This window comes from Pedobacter sp. SYP-B3415 (assembly GCF_004138205.1).
Lineage (GTDB): Bacteria > Bacteroidota > Bacteroidia > Sphingobacteriales > Sphingobacteriaceae > Pedobacter.
This window is the reverse complement of the sequence record NZ_RXNQ01000006.1, coordinates 15,361-34,833: the sequence shown is the minus strand read 5'-3', so window position 1 is coordinate 34,833 and position 19,473 is coordinate 15,361. Positions and strand designations below refer to the sequence as shown.

15 protein-coding genes are annotated in these 19,473 nt (G+C 47.4%); 6 read left to right on the top strand and 9 right to left on the bottom strand.

The genetic code is table 11. The features are described 5' to 3' along the window. Nucleotides 1-165: 165 nt before the first annotated feature. Nucleotides 166-513, bottom strand: coding sequence for a DUF4180 domain-containing protein (locus tag EJV45_RS03945; RefSeq protein WP_129714352.1), 348 nt, complete (start codon nucleotides 511-513; stop codon nucleotides 166-168). Nucleotides 514-590: 77 nt separating this feature from the next. Continuing rightward, the gene (locus EJV45_RS03940; RefSeq protein ID WP_129714351.1) at nucleotides 591-1,124 is read right to left on the bottom strand and encodes an NAD(P)H-dependent oxidoreductase; all 534 of its coding nucleotides are present in this window, start codon (nucleotides 1,122-1,124) and stop codon (nucleotides 591-593) included. A 123-nt stretch (nucleotides 1,125-1,247) separates the two neighbouring features. On the opposite strand from EJV45_RS03940, the gene EJV45_RS03935 reads away from it, so the two are divergent. After that, on the top strand, nucleotides 1,248-1,616 hold the full coding sequence (locus tag EJV45_RS03935; protein ID WP_129714350.1) for a helix-turn-helix domain-containing protein: 369 nt from the start codon (nucleotides 1,248-1,250) through the stop codon (nucleotides 1,614-1,616). A gap of 220 nt (nucleotides 1,617-1,836) precedes the next feature. Here EJV45_RS03935 and EJV45_RS03930 read toward each other — a convergent pair whose 3' ends face one another. Beyond that, entirely contained in the window at nucleotides 1,837-3,012 is a 1,176-nt protein-coding gene (locus EJV45_RS03930; protein ID WP_129714349.1) for an MFS transporter, read from the bottom strand. 765 nt (nucleotides 3,013-3,777) lie between these two features. On the opposite strand from EJV45_RS03930, the gene EJV45_RS03925 reads away from it, so the two are divergent. From EJV45_RS03925 to EJV45_RS03915, 3 genes are all read left to right on the top strand, one after another. Continuing rightward, nucleotides 3,778-6,975, top strand: a complete 3,198-nt coding sequence (locus tag EJV45_RS03925) for a TonB-dependent receptor (RefSeq protein WP_129714348.1) — start codon at nucleotides 3,778-3,780, stop codon at nucleotides 6,973-6,975. Between the two features lie 5 nt (nucleotides 6,976-6,980). Continuing rightward, complete coding sequence (locus EJV45_RS03920) at nucleotides 6,981-8,786, top strand: RagB/SusD family nutrient uptake outer membrane protein (RefSeq protein ID WP_129714347.1); 1,806 nt, start codon at nucleotides 6,981-6,983, stop codon at nucleotides 8,784-8,786. 357 nt (nucleotides 8,787-9,143) lie between these two features. Continuing rightward, nucleotides 9,144-10,031, top strand: coding sequence for a dienelactone hydrolase family protein (locus tag EJV45_RS03915; protein ID WP_129714346.1), 888 nt, complete (start codon nucleotides 9,144-9,146; stop codon nucleotides 10,029-10,031). A 176-nt stretch (nucleotides 10,032-10,207) separates the two neighbouring features. Here EJV45_RS03915 and EJV45_RS03910 read toward each other — a convergent pair whose 3' ends face one another. Both EJV45_RS03910 and EJV45_RS03905 read right to left on the bottom strand, forming a co-directional pair. Continuing rightward, the gene (locus EJV45_RS03910; RefSeq protein WP_129714345.1) at nucleotides 10,208-11,110 is read right to left on the bottom strand and encodes an NYN domain-containing protein; all 903 of its coding nucleotides are present in this window, start codon (nucleotides 11,108-11,110) and stop codon (nucleotides 10,208-10,210) included. A 124-nt stretch (nucleotides 11,111-11,234) separates the two neighbouring features. Further along, nucleotides 11,235-11,897, bottom strand: coding sequence for a DNA alkylation repair protein (locus tag EJV45_RS03905; RefSeq protein ID WP_129714344.1), 663 nt, complete (start codon nucleotides 11,895-11,897; stop codon nucleotides 11,235-11,237). Nucleotides 11,898-12,232: 335 nt separating this feature from the next. On the opposite strand from EJV45_RS03905, the gene EJV45_RS03900 reads away from it, so the two are divergent. Further along, entirely contained in the window at nucleotides 12,233-13,147 is a 915-nt protein-coding gene (locus EJV45_RS03900) for an alpha/beta fold hydrolase (RefSeq protein ID WP_205942320.1), read from the top strand. 31 nt (nucleotides 13,148-13,178) lie between these two features. On the opposite strand, the gene EJV45_RS03895 is transcribed toward EJV45_RS03900, so the two are convergent. Then, the gene (locus tag EJV45_RS03895) at nucleotides 13,179-14,018 is read right to left on the bottom strand and encodes a CPBP family intramembrane glutamic endopeptidase (RefSeq protein ID WP_129714343.1); all 840 of its coding nucleotides are present in this window, start codon (nucleotides 14,016-14,018) and stop codon (nucleotides 13,179-13,181) included. A 60-nt stretch (nucleotides 14,019-14,078) separates the two neighbouring features. Between EJV45_RS03895 and EJV45_RS03890 the strand changes: the two genes are divergently transcribed. Continuing rightward, nucleotides 14,079-14,540 (top strand): helix-turn-helix domain-containing protein, encoded by a 462-nt coding sequence (locus EJV45_RS03890; protein WP_205942319.1) that lies wholly within the window; start codon nucleotides 14,079-14,081, stop codon nucleotides 14,538-14,540. A gap of 94 nt (nucleotides 14,541-14,634) precedes the next feature. Here EJV45_RS03890 and EJV45_RS03885 read toward each other — a convergent pair whose 3' ends face one another. The 3 genes from EJV45_RS03885 to EJV45_RS03875 form a co-directional block, all read right to left on the bottom strand. Continuing rightward, complete coding sequence (locus tag EJV45_RS03885; protein ID WP_129714342.1) at nucleotides 14,635-16,206, bottom strand: calcineurin-like phosphoesterase family protein; 1,572 nt, start codon at nucleotides 16,204-16,206, stop codon at nucleotides 14,635-14,637. 87 nt (nucleotides 16,207-16,293) lie between these two features. Next, nucleotides 16,294-17,832, bottom strand: a complete 1,539-nt coding sequence (locus tag EJV45_RS03880; protein WP_129714341.1) for a DUF5689 domain-containing protein — start codon at nucleotides 17,830-17,832, stop codon at nucleotides 16,294-16,296. A gap of 65 nt (nucleotides 17,833-17,897) precedes the next feature. Next, nucleotides 17,898-19,463 carry a SusD/RagB family nutrient-binding outer membrane lipoprotein gene (locus EJV45_RS03875; RefSeq protein WP_129714340.1) on the bottom strand — a complete coding sequence of 522 codons (1,566 nt, stop codon included), beginning with the start codon at nucleotides 19,461-19,463 and terminating at the stop codon, nucleotides 17,898-17,900. Between the last annotated feature and the right edge of the window lie 10 nt (nucleotides 19,464-19,473).

The window sequence follows — 19,473 nt, the reverse complement described above, 5'->3', positions numbered from 1 at the left end:
CATTCGGCAAGTATATGGCGCGTTGCCGGTAGCATTAGCAAAGCCAAAAAACCTCGCGCATTACTGAAAAGTTGCCGGACGACATTAGAGCTATTTAGCGCAATGCTGTGTGAGGAGTCAATTACCGCCTTTGGTCCTTAGTCCTTTTTCTTCCATCTCTTTGGTTTACTTCAGCGCCGCCTCGACAGTGGGAAGGAAATTTACCAGCCGGCCTTTGTTGCTCTCGTAAATAAAATCGCGCAGGCTATTGCTTGTATATCTATCAAAGTCGCCGATAATAGCCAGGGAGAAACGATAATTTGAAAATTTTTGGAGCACATCCCCGGCAATTCCCGTTTTCAGATCAAAAAAATCAGGCGTGATATTTTTTTCCCTGATGAGCACCTTTGCGAATTCCTGGTAGAAAAGATCGCCAAGCAATTGCAGTGCATCGTCTGCATTGGCTATCAGCACATGATCTGATACAATTTCGGCAATTCTACCGCCTCCGGCGTGATGAACGACAATTTCCATTTGAATTTAAATAGGATGTTAATTCTTCAAGGCAAATATATCGCATTATCCAGAATCCAGAAATTGCAACTGCCAACCTAAAGCTGGTCCAGGTATTTGAGGTACTGCGGAACACTTTCCTCCAGCCTTGCCAGTGTACCATGATATTCACGGCCGTAAAAGGCAAACAGAGGCTTATAGGTAGCCTGCACGTATTCAAATGTTAACTCGAATGCACTTGTAAGGTGCCCGAGCGTGTATTTATAGCGTCCGCCGGGCGCATATTCCTTTTCGTCAATTCCAGCACTAATAGCCAGTGAAATCTTCTTCCCGCGCAGCGGATAGGCACTGCCCCGTCCGTACGACCAGCCATCCGTGAGCACCACATCCAGCCAGTGCTTCAGTAATGGCGGACAATTAAACCAGTACAACGGAAACTGGAACACTACACGATCAAACTGTGTGATTAACTTCTGCTCGGCTTCGACATCAATAGCCCCGTCGGGGTAACTGAAGTAAAGGTCGTGTATGTGGTATCTGTCAGGAAACTTTGTAAGTTCCGCTACCCAGCGTTTGTTGACAAACGACTGCTCCAGGTTGGGATGTGCAACAATAATCAGGACTTTCATCATCAGGCAAACATCCGGTTAACGGCGTACCGATGCAATACGGGGCTTGCTAATCTCATAGGGATTAAATTGTCTCCATGTAAAGTGGGCATTGAAAGGTTTATTTTTGCTTACAAAAGATGCGTCATGTATACGAGAAAAATTCCTATCGATTTTGAATGTGGTATAGTGGTCGCCATGGAAGTGGTACTATCAAAATGGAAGTTCTGCCTGCTTGACGGCATCGCGCGCGGATGTACCCGCCCGCGCGACCTGCTGAAACTTATAAGAGGCATTAGCCGGCGGGTGTTGCAGGCCCAGCTAAAGGATTTGGAAACACATGGATTACTTGGCAAAAAAATTTTCAGGGAGACTCCCCTTCACGTAGAATATTATCTAACCGATGAAGGCAAATCGCTGCTACCGATTATCGCTGCAGTTGAGGCATGGGGTCTTCAATTCGCGCCGAAACTGAAGGTTCTGATGAATGATGAAGAAGCTGCAACTGTTAGTTAGTAATTAGTATTTAGTATCAAGTATTCAGACATGGTGCCAAGCCTGTCTTTCTTCTGTTAGCTGGCGATTACTAATTCGTATTTAGTAGTTAATACTAAGTATTTACATACTTAAAACTTGCCATTTATAAACTAAAACTTACCAACTAAAACTTAAACTTAGAACTTATAACTTACAACCTAATACTTAATACTTAATACTTAACACTTAATACTCAACCCTACCCCTCCACCCGATCACTAAATACTAAAACCAATGTCAGCAGGCCAATTGCAAAAAAGCTTAGAGAGAGAGGCAGCACACTGTTTGTCATGAACTGCGTAATCACAGCACCAAGCGATGAGCCGACAAAGAAAAATATGGTACCATAGGCAGCAGAGGCAATTCCCGCGGAATCGCCCATTGGTTCGAGTGCCAGGGCGCTGCTGTTCGGTTCTATGGCCAGGTTAATGGCCAGCAACGCGGCCACAGACAGAAAGAACGGAACCAACGGCGGCGGGTCATTTTGCAGAAGTGTAAACACGAACAAGCCGGTACCGACCAACGTGTAAACGGCAAGCAGCCATCTGATCGCCTTACGGGCGCCGAATTTAGCCGAGAGCCTGGAATTGGTCAAGGCACAGAGTGACATGCACAGGCCGATTGCTGCAAAAATCCAGGCGAAAAGATCGGGCCGGTGATAGATTTCACCTACAATGTGTTCTGATGTAGAAACGTAGGTACTCAGGGCTGTGAATAATAGTGTGGTGATGGCGGTATACCTCAGAAACGTCCTGTTAGACAAAACGGAACGCAGGGACCGGCCCACACTTTTCAAGTTTAACGCAGTTCTTCTTTCGACCGGCAACGATTCTTCCAGCCTGAACGACCAGACAAAGACGACTATCGCGAAAAGTGGCGGGGTCAGGAAGACCATTTGCCAGGATAAGACAGATAAGATCGCTAGACCGAGAAACGGCGCAAAAACAGGAGTTGATAGAAAAATTGTAAAAACGAGCGACATGATATGGGCCATCTGATCGCCAACAAAACGGTCACGTACCCCTGCAATCGTTGTCATAAACACCGCAGAGGCTCCCATTCCGGCAAGAAACCGCGCAACATACATAGATGTAAGGCTTGGCGCGAACGCCGCCGCTATTCCTCCTGCTATGTACAAAGGAAAGCCCAGGCGAAGAATGGGCAACCGACCATAGCGGTCAGACAATGCACCAAATAGAAGCTGCGCAATTTGGCCCATGAAAAAGAAGCCGATGATTTGTGCCGTCGCAGTTGACTGCGACGGCAGTTTGAAATGTATACGTAGTTCTGCAAAAACGGGCAGCATGATATCGATGCCCAGTGCTGTTAGCATCATTGTACATGCAGACAGTGCGATAAATTCTCCTGATTTCATATCAGGGATTTCAAATAGCTTTTGCGGGCAGATACTATGGACTTAAAAAATGAAAAAAGGGGTCTGGGATGAAAAATCATAAAGATGCTGTTTAGATGTAAAGGTACCATAGCCGTCTAGTCAACGCCATAGGCAGATCGGACTTTATAGATGGGCAATTAAGACAACTACACAGACCGACTTAAGCCATATGTTGACGGCATTTTTTATATATTTTAGGTAAAACACGCCAAAAAACGAACAAAAATGAATTGAGATCAAATTTTTATATTAATTACTCTCTATTTATCCATAATTGCAGGAATTTATGTCTCTTTTTCCAGAAAACATCCGATATCAGGCAAGCTGGAGGTTAAATACGTGTACAATACCGCGTATTTGAGGTTTCTGATGGCTCATATATCGGCTATATACAATTTTGTTTGTACCAATTCCGTTACAGGACAGCAATTCATGAGCTAATAGAATTCACCAACCAACATATTATTTCAATTATTACCATTATCACGAAATAATATGTCGACAAAACACGATGATACTCCCAGGTGTTTTAGCAGTCTGATAGATGACAGATTTACTGGCTGTCTGAGATCTCCGTTAAACTTGTACCAGATTACAAATATCCTTAATATTGGGTTAATAAAACGTTTTATCAATACCATCCCCCAATGCACCAGATTGGCAGTCCGACTGACAAAAAGGTAAACAAATACGCTTGCGCGGAAACAATTTAAAATCAAACAAATACTGACAAACTAATCGACTATGACAAGAAGGTTTACCTTTAAATCTAAGCGAAAGCTTAGTTTATGGAAGGGTTGTGTCTACACTTCAGCACTATTGCTGGTCTGCAGTGCGGAACAATCGTTCGCTTCGGTCAACAAATCTGACCGCTCTCTTCCATTGGCCGCCGCTGCGATCCGGCAGGACATTATTATTCGGGGTGTGATCAGGGATGAGGCTGGCGAGGCTCTTCCCGGTGCAGGTATCCGCGTAAAAGGATCCACAATCTCGGCTACCGCCGATGCGAAAGGTAATTTTACCATTGCTGTTCCCAATGAAAGCGCTGTGCTTGTGTTTTCTTACGTAGGCTATGACAGCCAGGAAGTGGTGGCAGGTACACAAAAGAACCTTACTATTACACTGAAAGAAACGCAGGGTACAGATCTTGATGAGGTAGCTATTGTAGCTTTCGGTACGCAGAAAAAAGAAAGCCTGGTAGGTGCACAATCTACCGTTAAAGCAGCAGAACTGAAACAGCCGGTCGCCAACATCAGTTCCATGCTTGCCGGCCGTATCTCTGGGGTAATCGGTGTGAATAGGACAGGCGAGCCTGGTTCTTCGAACGCAGACATCTGGATTCGCGGTATTTCCGCAATCGGGGGTAACAGTTCTTCACCGCTTGTCATTATTGACGGTGTGCCTAACCGTGATCTGAACTCGCTTAACACTTATGATATTGAGTCTTTCACGATTTTGAAAGATGCTGCAGCAACGGCTGTATATGGTATCCGTGGTGCTAACGGCGTGATTCTCGTTACAACCAAGGCAGGTAAGGAAGGTAAGCCTCAAATCAATGTCGACTATTTTCAAGGCTTAACGCGTTTTACCAAGCTGCCAACGCTGATTGATGGTATCGAATACATGAATCTTGCGAACGAAGCCACCAGAACAGAATCAGTTCGTAGCGGAAATCCATACACACCGCGTTACACCCAGGACTACATTAACAAAACAGCCTCTGGGGAGGATATTTACCTGTATCCGAACGTAGACTGGCAAGACGCTATTTTTGATGATTTTGGACAAAACAGGACCGCTACCGCGAACCTGTCTGGTGGCGTTGAAAAAGCAAAGTACTATGTATCGTTGGGTTATTATGATGAAACCGGTCTTCTCACGCGTGATAAATCACAGTCATATAACAACAAGCAGCAGTTTCAGCGCTTTAATGTGAGCACCAATTTGGATTGGGATGTAACCGGAACGACTAAGCTTTCACTAGGCGTAAAGGGAATCCTGAACCAGGGAAACAATCCAGGTTTGGAGAACACACAGGGGATCTACAACCAGGTATTCCAAATAACTCCGGTATCGTATCCAATGTTATATTCGAACGGGACTGTTCCTGGTATCAGCGCCCAGAGCGGGCAGCGTAATCCTTATGCTGAGGTTACCCGGAGGGGATACCGCACCAACTACACAAACCAGGTATATTCAAACCTGCGTATAACACAAGACCTGAAAGATCTGACTCCCGGTCTCTCACTTACCGGTATGTTCTCATTTGATGCGCAAAACAATAACTCTGTTAACCGTAACAAACAGGAAAGCACCTTCCGGATTAATATGACTACCCCTTTCAATTCAGACGGAAGTTATCGATACGACAGGGTACTGGCTGGTCAGAATTTCCTGGGCTATAGTTCAGCAAACAGTGGCGACAAAAAACTTTATGGTGAGGTCGGTCTGACGTACAAGCGTACATTTGGAAAACATGATGTTAGCGGCCTTGCTCTCTATAATCAAAGTGATAACTTGAATCCATTTGTCGGCTCTTTCACACTTTCTATTCCTTACAGACTGCAAGGTCTGGCGGCCAGGGCAACCTATTCTTACGACAATAAATATTATGTTGAGTTTAATGGCGGTTACAATGGTTCAGAAAACTTTGCACCAGATAAGAGATACGGCTTCTTTCCGGCAATCGGCGTGGGTTATATTGTTTCAAATGAAGAGTTCTTCAAACCAATATCAAATGTTGTTCAGTACCTGAAAGTACGTTATTCTGATGGTATCGTGGGTAGCGGAGGAAGTACTAATGGCTATGTCAATAATGACGACCAGCGTTTCTATTACCTGACCAAAGTAGGCACCCAGTTTAATGGATCTGCTGTACCGGGTTATTCGTTTGGTCTGGGCCGCAATGGTTTTACCGGTATGAACGTTACCGCCTATGGCGTCGACGTAACCTGGGCAGAAAGCCGCAAGAAAGACCTGGGAGTTGAGTTCCGCACTTTAAAAAACAACCTATACGTAATTGTTGACTTGTTTAAGGAGGACCGTACCGGTCAGTTCCTGCAACGCGGTGTTGTACCTGGCTACATCGGTTTGGTATCAAGTCCCTATGGTAACCTTGGCGAAACAACCAATAAAGGTATTGATGCTACACTCGAATATACAGCCAACTTTGGCCAGAATGTAAATCTGTCGCTTCGCGCAAACTACACGTACAACCAGGCGAAAATAATTGAGAATGACCAGGCGCCAACCCGCTATCCGTGGATGGACCGCCGCGGCACAACGCCACTGGCCCGCTTTGGTTACATTGCTGAAGGCCTGTTTACCAGTGAAGCAGAAATTGCTGCGAGCCCTACACAATTTGGCAAATTGCTTCCTGGCGATATTAAATACCGCGATTTGAACGGTGACAACCGCATCGATGCATTTGATCAGGCAGAAATTGGCCGGGGTGACGTACCTTCATCAATTTACGGATTTGGCTTCAACCTGCGCGTGAAACAATTCGATTTCGGTGCATTCTTCCAGGGCCAGGGTAATGCAGATGTTATCTTAACTGGTGATGCCATTCAGCCTTTCACTGCCTCTGCTGGTTCAAGTAACCTGCACTCAGTAGTTACTGACCGCTGGACGGTTGAGAACCCACGTCAGGACGCCATGTTTCCTCGTCTGTCATATGGAGCAAACAGCAATAACTTCCAGCAAAGCAGCTGGTGGCTGCGTGATATCAGCTATCTCCGTTTGAAAAATGCACAGGTTGGGTACACGTTTAAAAACGGCATACCTACTGTCGGTTTGAAATCACTCAGACTTTATGCACAAGCTTATAACGTGTTCACCATCAGTAAATTCAAACTTTGGGACCCGGAAACTGCCTCTGGCAATGGTACGCGGTATCCGCTTACATCCTCATATTCCCTTGGTTTAACAGCTAGCTTTTAATTTTCATGAAAAAGATATTTTTTTATACCCTCACAGCATTGACGCTTACCGGCACCTTTGGCTGTAAGAAATTCTTGGATCAGGTTCCGGATGACCGGCTTACCTTCGAGCAGGCGTTTGCACAGCGCGAAACGCTTGAACAGCTTCTTGCTAATGTTTATTCGACCCTGCCTGATGAAATGGTACAGCGTTCACCAGCATCTTCAAATGCGGGTCCCTGGACAGGGGCTTCAGACGAAGTGAATTATACCCTGAACAATTGGGCACAGAATCTGAATACCGGGAACTGGGATCCGACATCAGGAATTGTTAACGATATGTGGAACAATTACTACAAAGGTATCCAGGCAGCGAGCAACTTTATGGCTAATGTAAACAGATGCCAGGATTGTAATCTCAGTGGTGTTGATTTTATCAACCGCTATTACAATGAAGCGCGTGGTATCCGTGCCATCTATTATTTTTATTTGTTGCGCCAGTTCGGTCCGGTAGTGTTGCTTGGCCAGAACCCGTCTCAACCGGATGCCCCGGTTGCTGATATCAGCAGAGCACGGTCGCCTTTCGATACTTGCGTAGATTTCGTTGTATCAGAACTTGACGCAGCTTCTGCAGGCTTGCCAAATCTGCCTGTTGCAAACGAAGATTACGGTCATGTCAATAAAGCGGTACTGCAAGCTTACAAGGTAAAATTGCTGCTTACCGCAGCGAGCCCCCTGTTTAACGGGAACGCTGATTATGCAAACCTGAAGAATGCAGATGGAACGCAACTAATCAGCCAGACTTACAACGTACAGAAATGGCGCCGGGCCGCTGATGCTGCAAAGGCGTTTTTGACAGCATTTCCTAACTATACCCTGTATAAGAAAAATGCAGCAACACCTTTCCAGTCGGCATTTGAATCGGTCCGCGACGTGATGCTGACAGATTGGAATTCGGAAGTGATTTTTGCCCGTATTAACGCTAACGTCACCTTTTTTCAATATGATGTAACACCAAACCACACCGGCGCAGGTGGCGGCGACAAAGGTGGTTCATTCAGATCTGCCACGCAGCAAATGGTTGAGGCTTATTTTATGGCCAATGGTAAGCCGACTGATGATCCAACGTCAGGTTATACACGCACAGGCTTTACCGATTATGCCGCGCCTGAAGACAATGGCACACCACGGAGTATTTCAAACATGTTTGCCAACCGTGAGCCACGTTTTTACGCAGGCATCACCTATACGGGCCGCAGGTGGATCAATCCTAACACATCAATCATAACAGATTTTACCTTCAACGGTAACGCGGGTCGTGCAAACATCGGTAACGATGACTATACCTCTACAGGTTATACACAACGGAAAAACCTGTCTACAGCAGGCTGGACAACGGGCGGCCGAGCTGATGTCGTTGTGCGTCTTGCAGAGATTTATCTTGCGTATGCGGAAGCGTTGAATGAAGTTGAGCCAGGGAACCCTGAAGTTCTTACCTATCTGAACGCAATTCGAACAAGAGCCGGTATTCCCGCTTATGGTAATGGGGCAGCTCAGCTGCCTGTACCAGCAGACATGCGCGATGCAATTCGCCGCGAAAGAAGGGTAGAACTTGCGTTTGAGAACTCACGTTATTTTGACACCCGCCGGTGGAAAATCGCTGAACAAACCGATAAACTGGTAAGCGGTCTGAGTATCCAGCAAAATTCGCCCGGATTCTACAATGTAGTTGTTCTTGAGAACCGTACGTTCGACAAAAAACACTACCTATGGCCGATCCCGAATGCGGAAATTCAGCGGGTACCATTGCTCGTTCAGAATACAGGCTGGTAACAGCAACATTAAAAAACGTGCTCTTTCGGGAGCACGTTTTTTTTTGCGTTGGATGACTTAATCCCGGCAATTAATTGACAGTTGTATAGATCTTGGTCTATCAAGAGGGCGCCTCTTACCCCGACCGACTATTGCCAGTGCACCGGTTTTTCTCCTTATCGTTTTGCTCCCTGTAGGGGATCTGCGGCTAGCGGCCTTTCCTCCTTGTTCTTTTTTCTTTAGTCGCGCCACGCCTTGTTCCCGGCGATTAATGGCCCGTGGTTCCCGCCACCAGATAAATTTGCGTCACCAGAGTGTTACAGGTCGGCTCCTGAGTCGCCACTGCAAATGCTTAGATTTGATATAAAGCCCGGTATCATGAACCCGATAAAAAAAGAAGATATTTCACAGGAAGTTTTTGACCTGTACGACGATTACGCACATGACCGGATTGACCGCCGGGCGTTTGCTCAGAAACTATCAGCCTTTGCAATCGGCGGGCTTACCGTGCCTGCCTTACTGAGTTTTCTTAGTCCCGATTACCAGGACGCAATCCAGACCAAGGCAGATGACCCGCGCCTGAAAGCGGAAACGGTCACCTATTCTTCTCCAAAGGGAGGCGGAAGCATAAAGGGCTTGCTGGCCAAACCCGCAAAAGCCAGAAAGAAGCTGGGGGGAATTGTGGTTGTACATGAAAACCGGGGCCTGAACCCGCACATTGCCGATGTGGCCAGGCGGGCAGCGCTGGCAGGATTTATTGTTCTGGCTCCCGATGCACTGAGTCCGCTGGGGGGATACCCGGGCAACGATGATGATGGCCGCGCCTTACAGGCGAAACGGAACAAGGCAGAAATGGAAGAAGACTTTATTGCTGCTTACGAATACCTTAAAAGTCACAAGGACTGTAATGGCAAGGTGGGTGTTGTTGGCTTTTGTTTTGGCGGCGCCATCGCTAACATGATGGCTGTGCGTATCCCGGACCTGGCCGCTGCCGTTCCTTTTTATGGCGGACAGCCGGCTGTTGCCGATGTACCCAAGATCAAGGCAGCCCTGCAGCTTCATTATGCCGCGCTTGATACCCGTGTTAACGAAGGCTGGCCTGCTTATGAAGCGGCACTAAAAGCAGAAGGCAAAAAATACCAGGCGTACATGTATGACAATGCCAATCATGGGTTTCATAACGACACTACGCCGCGGTATGATAAAGCTGCCGCAGAACTTGCATGGAAAAGAACCATTGACTTTTTCAGGGAACATCTCAGCTAATTTGCATCGGCGATTGCAACGAGCGGGACAGGCGCTATATGCACCAGGCAGGCATCGCTGATCCGGAGGTACCAGGCCCTGCATATTAAGCCGGATCGGAGCGGCAGCCCCGACGAAGGAGGGCTAGAGCGAAGAGCCGGACTGCCGTTCGATCGTGGCAGGAATTTGCCTTTCACTTATTCAGCAGATTTGGTTGAAGGCTGTTCTCCCAAGTGTTGGTCTGTGGTGGCTTCAGCCTGCCGGACTTTCTTCCTCTTTGAACCGGATGCCTGCCGCGCGGGTTTCAGCTTTGATTTTTGTTTTAGCTTGACATACAGCTGCGAAGAAAGCGCAGGTTTATATACCTCATAGTGTTCAATACTTTCCAGCAATTTGGAAAGGGTCCTGAAACCGTGTGTGCGGCTGTCGAAACTGGGATCAATTTTACGCAAGTTGGTTCCAAGCGTAGAAACGTGCACACCAATATCTTCCGGCGAGGCCATGAAATAGGCTTTATCTACCAGATCAACCTGTATACCTACAAAATCTGCGGGCGTTTGTTCAGGTTTGACCTCTGCAGCTTTTTTGCGACCGGTTTTGCGCGGAGGTTTTTCAACAAGCGGTTTTTCTGCCACAATCTCCTGTTTTTCGATCACGGCCTCCTGCATAATATTTTGAGTAAAAGTGAAGATCTCACAGGAATTGATAAAGGCTGCCGGTGTTTTTTTCTCGCCGATACCCATCACAAACACACCTTCTTCCCTGATTCTTTTAGCGAGCCCGGTGTAGTCGCTGTCGCTCGAAACGATACAAAAACCATCCACAAGTTTGTTATGAAGAATATCCATGGCATCGATGATGAGTGCGCCATCTGTTGAGTTTTTGCCGGAGGTATAACTGAATTTCTGCATTGGCGTAAATGACAGATCATTCAGCAGATTTTTCCAGCTGTTCATGCCCTGCCGTGTCCAGTCGCCATAAATTCTTCTGACGGTTACCTTCCCATACTTTGCTACCTCTTCCAGGATGTCTTTCAACAGTTTTGCCTGCGCATTGTCGCCATCAACCAGGATAGCCATGCGTTCTATTTTCTTTTCCATGCAGAATGCCGTTATGCTACGAAGGTACGTGGCCGGAAGCGTATTCGGGCACTGTGAAAACTTTTTTTGATGGCGCATTGGGTCACGGAGCAAGATGTCCTGACCATCGACGCTGCAGCAGCCTCTATCCCCTACCCACCATCGCCCCAATCCATATGGGGGCAAACGGCGATGTACAGCCTTTAGAGACGGGATAATCGCGGTAAATGCCAAGACGTTCGCCTATATCGATGGCGCGTTCACGCAAACCGGGAAAATGGATACCGATCCGGGCAAGTGTCGTGTTCATTGTCCATTGTACCTCGGCCGGTGCCAACGGCATTTCGTCTTCAATACGGTCCAGCAGCCCGGGTAAGTCGAGACCTTCGGGTTCCCGGGCAACCCGACCTGCGGTCAGACTCCATCCTGCCCGTGCAGCCATGGGATCCGGATCGTTTATCCAGCGCTGCCTCAGTGCTTCTTTATCAGGATGTTCTTTGATTATGTAGGCGCTAAGCCAGTCGGCCACCTGCACAAAACGCTCAGACCGTATAAAGTTATCCAGCTGATCAGCTGTGAGCATTTTAGGCTTCATAACTAGAATAGCCAGCAGGCGTGCATCGATATTCCCTGTTTCCCAGAGCGCGAGGGCGAGTTCATGATTTGTTTTAATTTTTGCCGCGACCTTCCGTATGTCGCCCATTTTTAATCCGAACTGGTTTTCATGCGCACCATTTTTCCTGTTAAAAGCGCGCATCTTTTCAGTTCCAAGGTTTTGGAGCCTGGTTAGCGTTTCCTGCAATGTCATATTCGGGAGTATATATCCGAATTTAAGAAAATTGACGGATTTTGTTTCAAACTGTCCGTCTACAAGTCTACTGCCAAATGCTTTACAATGATTCCCCAAGGGCCGATCAGCTATTGGCCTAGCTTTATATCTTAAACGCCCGGATGGTTTCAATTATTCAGTTTTATCAGGATTATTCGGTCCCAATGGTTTAAACCTGAATTTACAGCCAGCAGGAAAAATCAGGCCCCTGCTTATTATCGTTATGAGGCATGTCGTACGCTGCCCTGCTTTTAGTCGCGTTTCCACAATACGGCGCTTGAGCGATGTACCTAACTTTGAAGACTAATATAAAAATGATGAAAAATTTGACATTTAATCTTCCCCTCTTTCTTTTTGCAGCGCTGCTCAGTACAGATGGAAGCTCTTTCGCGCAATCTAAAAAGACCGCAGTAAATAAGCCTATACCGGTTACCAGCGGATATGTTGCTGTAAATGGTTTGAAGATGTATTATGAGATGCAGGGCAGCGGCAAGCCAATTGTATTGCTGCATGGGTCATTCATGACAATTGAACTGAACTGGAAAGCGCTCATGCCTGAACTGGCAAAATCGCGACGTGTTATTGCTGTCGAACTTCAGGGTCATGGACATACGGCAGACACCGACCGGCCAATAACCTATGAAAATCTGGCTGATGATGTTTCGGCGTTGCTGCATCGTCTAAAAACGGACAGCGCTGATGTTATGGGCTATAGCATGGGTGCAGGCGTTGCGCTGCAGATGGCCATGCGACATCCGGAACAGGTGCGTAAAGTAGTAGTATTGTCCGGCGTCTTTCGTAACAACGGCTGGCTCACCGAAGCTGAATCTGCATTTCCACAGATCACAGCAGAAGCGTTGAAAGGCACACCACTCGAAACGGAATACAAGAAGAAGAGTCCTCACCCGGCGCACTGGCCGGAATTTGTAAAACGGGCAATCAATATGGATACAAAATTTTTTGACTGGGGCGCAGATAAGATCAGAAATACAAAAGCACCGTTCTTTATCATCGTAGGCGATGCGGACGGGGTGCGGCATGAGCATGCAATTGAGTTGTACCGGCTTAAAGGCGGCGGCAAAATGGGTGATATGCACGGCTTGCCTGAATCGCGCCTCGCCATCCTTCCGGCAAGCAGCCATGTGGGGGTAATGGCGCAAACACGATATCTCGTGCCGATGATCAACGATTTCCTGGATGACGCCCCTCAGCCAGCGCTATGGCATTAAATTGCCGGCGCAAGCCGGTAGCCGCTAACGATTAGTCCCGGCTGCCGGATGCGCTTTGCCTTCGGTGTTCCTGTTTTCCGTAGAAAAAAGTAAGCAGCAGAAAAAGCAATAGCAGCAACATATGCATACCGGTACCCAGTGCTCCTGCATGTACTATCGGCGCTTTTGTTGACCCGGCCGGAAAATCAACTTTCCATACAGCCGCCGGAGTATTGCCTTTCAAGCCGCAGAGTTGCTGGAAAATATTCAATGCGAAGTGAATGCCCGTGGGAACAGCTACACCACCAGAACGCAGCGCCGCAAGTGCTAACATGAATGCCCAAACAAAAGGCCCCATGAACGCAACTTGCAGCGACCAACCATAAAGTAGATGAAAGGCGCCAAAGACAGAGGCCATGGTGATCTGGCTGATCCAGATGCCATAATGTTCACGCAGTTTGAAGAGCGCATACGATCTGAAGCCGATCTCTTCCATCAGCGCCAGCGGCAACACCGGCAGTAAGGCCAGCAAGACATCAAAATCCTGAATATGCCGACCTCTCTGTATAGATAATGGTGTAAAAAGCAGCAGGGGGGCGAGGACCATTAAAAAAGCAATGCCGCCAATCAGGATACCTAAACCAAACTTTGGTAATGTTTGCCGGCTCCACGACAGATTAACTTTCGGTCGCGTGGGCTGTCCGATTTTTTGAAACAGATAGAATACGCCCGCGGCACCCAGACAGCCGGGAATACCGAAGGCAAGATCGGCGAAAGCCTGGGGGAATTTTGAGCGTAATAACCCGGCAGTATACAGACAGGCCGTAAATAAAATCAGGTATAGACTTACCGCAATAAGCGGGTGTGCGCGGAGCAGAACAAATTTGACCATGTAACAAATCTAGATGCCATTACTCTAAAAAAAACACCAGCAGATCAAATGACGTAAGATATGACGCAAATGTCGTACAGCCCTGAGGTAACTAAGACACCTGTGCCATCAGCACTGGCAGCGCGCGTGCGGGCGGGCCGCAAACAAAAGAATTACACACAGCAACAACTGGCAGACCTCTGTGGCATTAGCCTCCGCTCGGTCCAACGTATTGAACGCGCAGAGGTTTTTCCGCGCGACTACACACTTAACATGCTTAATGCAACTTTGGGTCTGACTGAAACACAACCGCACGAAAGGCTTCACGCCGCAGACCTGGCATTAGAGCCTTCAGGATTTAACCGGATTCAGCGGATTATTCTGTCAGTGGGTATCGGGCCAATCGTTCTGTTTTTTGGGCTTGCGCTTGTTACGCAAAGTCGGTCATTTCCCGAAACTACTTTCGAGCTCGCGATCTATGCGGCATCGCTTCTCGCAATTTATATGCTGACACTTTTGTTGGTCTGGCGAAAGAACGGCTGAATAATCTGATTTAGAATCTGAACGCCGTTTCTGCCAAAAAAATGCCCGGAAGCAAGCTGCCGGGCATCATATTTTTAGTTTTTTTTCGGAAAGTCTATCTCGCCAGTACTTTGTATGTATGCGATCTCGAATACGTTTTTCCGAACATATCTGTCGCTTTTACTTCGACAGTATGTTCGCCTGCCGCAAGGTTGGCAGGAATTGCAGCGCGCCACAGGTGTTTACATTCTGCCGCGACACCCGGTCGTCTCCCTGTCAGCAGACTTTCGGTATGGTCCCATTTATGAAGGGTAGCCAGGAATCCGGGATCGTTTTCCAGGACATACTTCATTTTTTTCCATCCGCCGCCGTCAATCCGGTACAATACCTTGTCGTTTTCACCACCCATAAAAAAGTTTGCATAGATGCCCGCCGAAGTCTTTTTGTCTTTCTCAAGCACTTTTGGCGTGTAGATCTCCAGCTGAAAATCTTCCGGTTTTCCGGCCACTTTATAGTCGACCGTATACTGGTTACCTTTAAAATTGATAAACGCATAACCTTTTGGTGTGCCATCGCTCATGGTCGATACCGGTACGCCAATTTCATTCAATTCACCTGAATACCAGTTGCCGGAAGTGGTACCGACGTTGTAGTGGTGATGCGCCTTGCTTTGTTTCCAGCCGTCTTTTTTTGTAAAGAACAATTGCTTCTGGTTATGTGTATGCGCGGAAAGCGACAGGGTATGCGGAAAATCAGCGAGCAGGTCGAATAATTTGATCCGGTCTTCTTCACGGAAAGCCTCGTTTTCTCCGGCAAAACCAATCGGGATATGGAAAGCCAGTACGATCAGTTTGTCTTTTGAAACATGGCTGAGATCGTTTTTAACAAACTCGAGTTGTTCTGCTCTCAGACCGCCCCAGTAAGACTTGCCACCCCTTGGGTCAGGATAAATAATATCATCCAGAATGATGAAGTGCACATTGCCATAATTGAATGCGTAATCTGCAGGCCCAAAATGAGCTTCATAAGACTCATCAGAATATTTATCATCTTTTACGTCGAAATTGATGTCATGATTTCCCAGCAGGTTATACCAGGGAATACCTACCGCCCGTACCGCTTTGGTGTAAGGAGCAAACAGAGAGGGATCGTTGCCAACCAGATCGCCCAGGCTCAGACCAAAAGCAACACCTTTTACACCCTCAACCTCTTTCACTACGCCCTTTGCGAAATAGGCCATTTCTTCGAGATTATAGGCCTGGGGATCGCCGAAAATTAAGGCCCGAAAGTTATCATCTTCCTTACCCGGTGTCAGGAAAAAATTAACCAGCCGCGGCAGCGCACCGGTTGGGCTTACGCCTTTGTATTTCAAGGCCGGCGAACCCTGAGGTTTATGGTTATAAAAAAACTGCGGCAGGTTATCCTCATTGAGCGGCACCTTATAACCCGAGGGCTTGATGACTGAAATGATCTGATCGTTGCTGATCGGTAGTTCATAATAACCTTTCTGATCCGTTTTGACCACAGCGGTACCATTCGTTACAGACACACCGGGAAGCCCCTTTTCAGATCTATCCAGCTTCCGGTTTCCGTTCAGGTCATTATAAACATAACCCTTTACTACGTCCTGGGCATGCAGACCAAGCGACAACAGGATACCTGCGCCGGCTAAGAATATTTTTTTCATTGTAATAGGTATTTTATCACTTTGGCTGCATCTGGTTTAATATGCAGTCATGTAAAAAAGCGGGCCGGCTAATGCCAGCCCGATGTATTAGTTTGTTACGCGGGTTGCGCCTTCCACCTCCTGGATTACAGCAAGTGCTGCAGATTTGGATACTGCTACCGTTTTGTGAACCCTTCTCGTTGTCCATGTTTTGGTCGTGGCATTGTACACACCGCCAAGGAAGCTGAACTGGTAAGGCTCAGGGTTTGCGCCGATCTTACCGGTGTTGTTACCTTGTCTGTAGAATGGCTGAAAGCTGGTGCCGTTGAATCTTTTGTAGTAGTCGTTATCGCAAATGGCATAGCCAAAACCGCTTGCAAATGCATTACCAGTTCCCGCGAAAAATACAACGTCAGAAGGTACAGTAGCTGCATCTACATTTGTTGTCGCGAAGATGGCCATACCGGCCGCATTTCCACTGTTTGCAAGCAGGTTGGTCGTCTTGTCACCAATTCCGTCGTCTCCGTCAACATTGCTGTACAGTTTGCTTACCACCCAGTTTGCGCGACTGATATCGGTCGAATTTGCACCGGCGATAAGTTTATATCCCCCCACATAGAAAAACTGACCTTTTGCAACAGTACCTCTTGTGATATTAAATTTATAGGTCCGCAAGCCGCCGGTAGCCCATCCGTTTACCGGAGGTCCCGTTGGCGTTGATGCCCCCGCATTGTTTGTGGTAACCAGGGCAAAAGGTTTTTGTCTGAAGTCAAGGTCCTGGGTAGCCATCAGCTGAATGTACTCATGGTTGGCATCTGACCCTTCCGGATCCGCAAGGTAGCCAGTAATAATGGCAGGATTGGGACCAAGCGGAACATTAGGATCTACGACAATACTTGTCGCCACAAAATCTGCCTTAACACGCGGCCAGATCTGCGGAATGCCGGTACTGGCCGAGGGAATGATAATTCCCTGTACATTTGCAGAATATGGCAGGAATTCATTTTTAAAGCTGGCGGTGCTGCTAACGTTCATCTGCATATCGCCCGAACCTTCGTTAAATACTTTAACCCCTTCTATTCGCTCCACGCCGATATTAGGTTCAAAATTAGAATTGTAAACCACGCCGAATAAACCTTCAAAGTTCTCAGGTTTTGCAAGCATCGTTACTGCAGAAACAGGCGTCATGATCACATTCACACCCGAAGCTACTTTTTGCACGTTTGATGCCGGTACGCCTGTAATCTGAAGAATACCGCGTTCGCGCCTCAGGATCCCGCCTTCAATATTGATGTGCACAGAATCGCCGGGAACATAATTGGCTGCTGCTGCACCAATATTGATCGCGATGCCCCTGATCGAGTCGATCGTAGCACTTACTTTTCGCGAATTTTGAATGAATAATAGTCCTTCAGGCAGATTTTTGCCGGAATGGTCTGAGGTAACCTGACCGGCAACTACAGTTGCTTGGCCCGTCAGATCTTTTGTCAGAGTTACATCGCCACCTTTGTGCAACTTGCGCAAATCAAGGTTGGAAATGAAGGGACTTGGCGTGCTGACTACGTAGTCGTCATCGCGCTTACAGGCTCCCAGGATCAGGGCCACTGCGCTGATCGTTAAGAGGTATCTTTTTAAAATCGTTTTCATCGATTGTGTTACTTTTTATGGTTGATAAACTCCCTGGTTAAGGGCAAGTCATACATCCTGTCGGGTTACGGTCTTTGCCACCAGACCAGGGTGTTGATATCGTCCGGTCCCTGCGCAGCCACCGCGTTTTTGTAGCTTGTGGGGTTGGTAGATTGCGTGATCAGCGGATAGTTCAGGCGGGCAGGCATTCTTCCACCGTTTACAAGACCCGGCCCTTTCGGCAGGATCGGGTGGCCGGTACGGCGGTATTCAAACCACTGCTGAAGATCTACCAGGAACATGGCATAGTATTTCTGGATATGGATCATTTCCAGCTGGCTTTTGCTACCGAAAGTCAGGTCGTCTAAAGGCAGGGCCGGATTCCATTGCAGGTTGGCTTCGTTGACGTAAGCAGTAAAACGGGCATCGGTCGGACTGGTGATGTAATTCGGCATCCAGTAATTGATTGCGTCTGCCATGCCTTTGTAGTAATAGTTTGCTACCGGACCGTTTATCCAGCCACGCGCCGCAGCTTCGGCTTTGATAAAGGCTACCTCGGCGCTGTTCATGATAATACCTGTGTTCGGGTCTGTCTGCAGGGTCAGTTTGTTTTCTGTGTCAGAATTGAAGTGCGTCTGCACCACTGCGCCTGAACCCGGCGAGTACCCGCTAGAGATACCAACCCAGCCATCAGCGCCACGATCAATACCGAAGCGGGGTACGTTTGCTGTGCCAAGCGACGGCTGAACGCGGGGATCTTCCCAGTTTACAAGTTTGCTAAGGAAAAAATCGCATACAGGCATATTTCTGAAATCGACCGCGCGGATGTTCACCATAAATGGCGATGAATAAACTGCAGTACTGCTGTTTGTACCATTCCAGAGAATTCTGGCCGTGTGGCTGTTGTCATCCATAACTGGATAATTGGCCGGCTCGGTATCAACAATTTGTTTAATCTTGGCAATGGCAGCAGCTGAAACTTCTGATTTCCCGGCCACGCGAAGAAGCAACCTCAAATAGAGCGAGTTACCAAACCTTCTCCATTTTGAAATGTCACCTTTAAATACCGGATCGCTCGTTGCAACGATCGCCGCACCATCCTGCAGCAACTGGTTTGCCTGTTCCAGTTTACTGAACATATCAGCATAGATATCTTTTTGCTTATCAAACACCGGCTGCATGTTGTCGTCCCTGCCAGCATTTGCCTGCGAATAAGGCACATCGCCGTAAGTATCGGTAAGCAGGGAATAAACCCAGCTTTGCGCGATCAGTGAAATGCCCTGGTAAGACTTGTTCAATGTTTCCGGCTTTCCGGCGATTGTATAGATGTCTTTCAGGTCTGTCAGGTTTACGTACCAGTTGTTCCAGGTATAATCTGCAAGGTTTCTTCTTACATCATAACGGAACACCCTGCCCTCAGAGTCATTGATTTCGACGGTAACCTGCATTAACTGGTTATTAAAATTCCAGTTACGCATCATGTTTGTGCTTAGCACATTGACCAGTGCCGGAGCAAGTAACTGATGGGGTTCTGCATTGCGTTTGCCGATGGGATCTGTGTTCACTTCCGTGAAGTCTTTTGTACAGGATGCACCCGACAATCCGAAAACTGCAAGCAGGATATAAAGGATAATATTTTTTGTATTTTTCATGATTTCAATG

Coding starts and splice junctions, on each gene's coding strand:
- EJV45_RS03945 (WP_129714352.1), bottom strand. CDS start 513: ATGGAAATTGTCGTTCATCACGCCGGAGGCGGTAGAATTGCCGAAATT.
- EJV45_RS03940 (WP_129714351.1), bottom strand. CDS start 1,124: ATGATGAAAGTCCTGATTATTGTTGCACATCCCAACCTGGAGCAGTCG.
- EJV45_RS03935 (WP_129714350.1), top strand. CDS start 1,248: ATGTATACGAGAAAAATTCCTATCGATTTTGAATGTGGTATAGTGGTC.
- EJV45_RS03930 (WP_129714349.1), bottom strand. CDS start 3,012: ATGAAATCAGGAGAATTTATCGCACTGTCTGCATGTACAATGATGCTA.
- EJV45_RS03925 (WP_129714348.1), top strand. CDS start 3,778: ATGACAAGAAGGTTTACCTTTAAATCTAAGCGAAAGCTTAGTTTATGG.
- EJV45_RS03920 (WP_129714347.1), top strand. CDS start 6,981: ATGAAAAAGATATTTTTTTATACCCTCACAGCATTGACGCTTACCGGC.
- EJV45_RS03915 (WP_129714346.1), top strand. CDS start 9,144: ATGAACCCGATAAAAAAAGAAGATATTTCACAGGAAGTTTTTGACCTG.
- EJV45_RS03910 (WP_129714345.1), bottom strand. CDS start 11,110: ATGGAAAAGAAAATAGAACGCATGGCTATCCTGGTTGATGGCGACAAT.
- EJV45_RS03905 (WP_129714344.1), bottom strand. CDS start 11,897: ATGACATTGCAGGAAACGCTAACCAGGCTCCAAAACCTTGGAACTGAA.
- EJV45_RS03900 (WP_205942320.1), top strand. CDS start 12,233: ATGATGAAAAATTTGACATTTAATCTTCCCCTCTTTCTTTTTGCAGCG.
- EJV45_RS03895 (WP_129714343.1), bottom strand. CDS start 14,018: ATGGTCAAATTTGTTCTGCTCCGCGCACACCCGCTTATTGCGGTAAGT.
- EJV45_RS03890 (WP_205942319.1), top strand. CDS start 14,079: ATGACGCAAATGTCGTACAGCCCTGAGGTAACTAAGACACCTGTGCCA.
- EJV45_RS03885 (WP_129714342.1), bottom strand. CDS start 16,206: ATGAAAAAAATATTCTTAGCCGGCGCAGGTATCCTGTTGTCGCTTGGT.
- EJV45_RS03880 (WP_129714341.1), bottom strand. CDS start 17,832: ATGAAAACGATTTTAAAAAGATACCTCTTAACGATCAGCGCAGTGGCC.
- EJV45_RS03875 (WP_129714340.1), bottom strand. CDS start 19,463: ATGAAAAATACAAAAAATATTATCCTTTATATCCTGCTTGCAGTTTTC.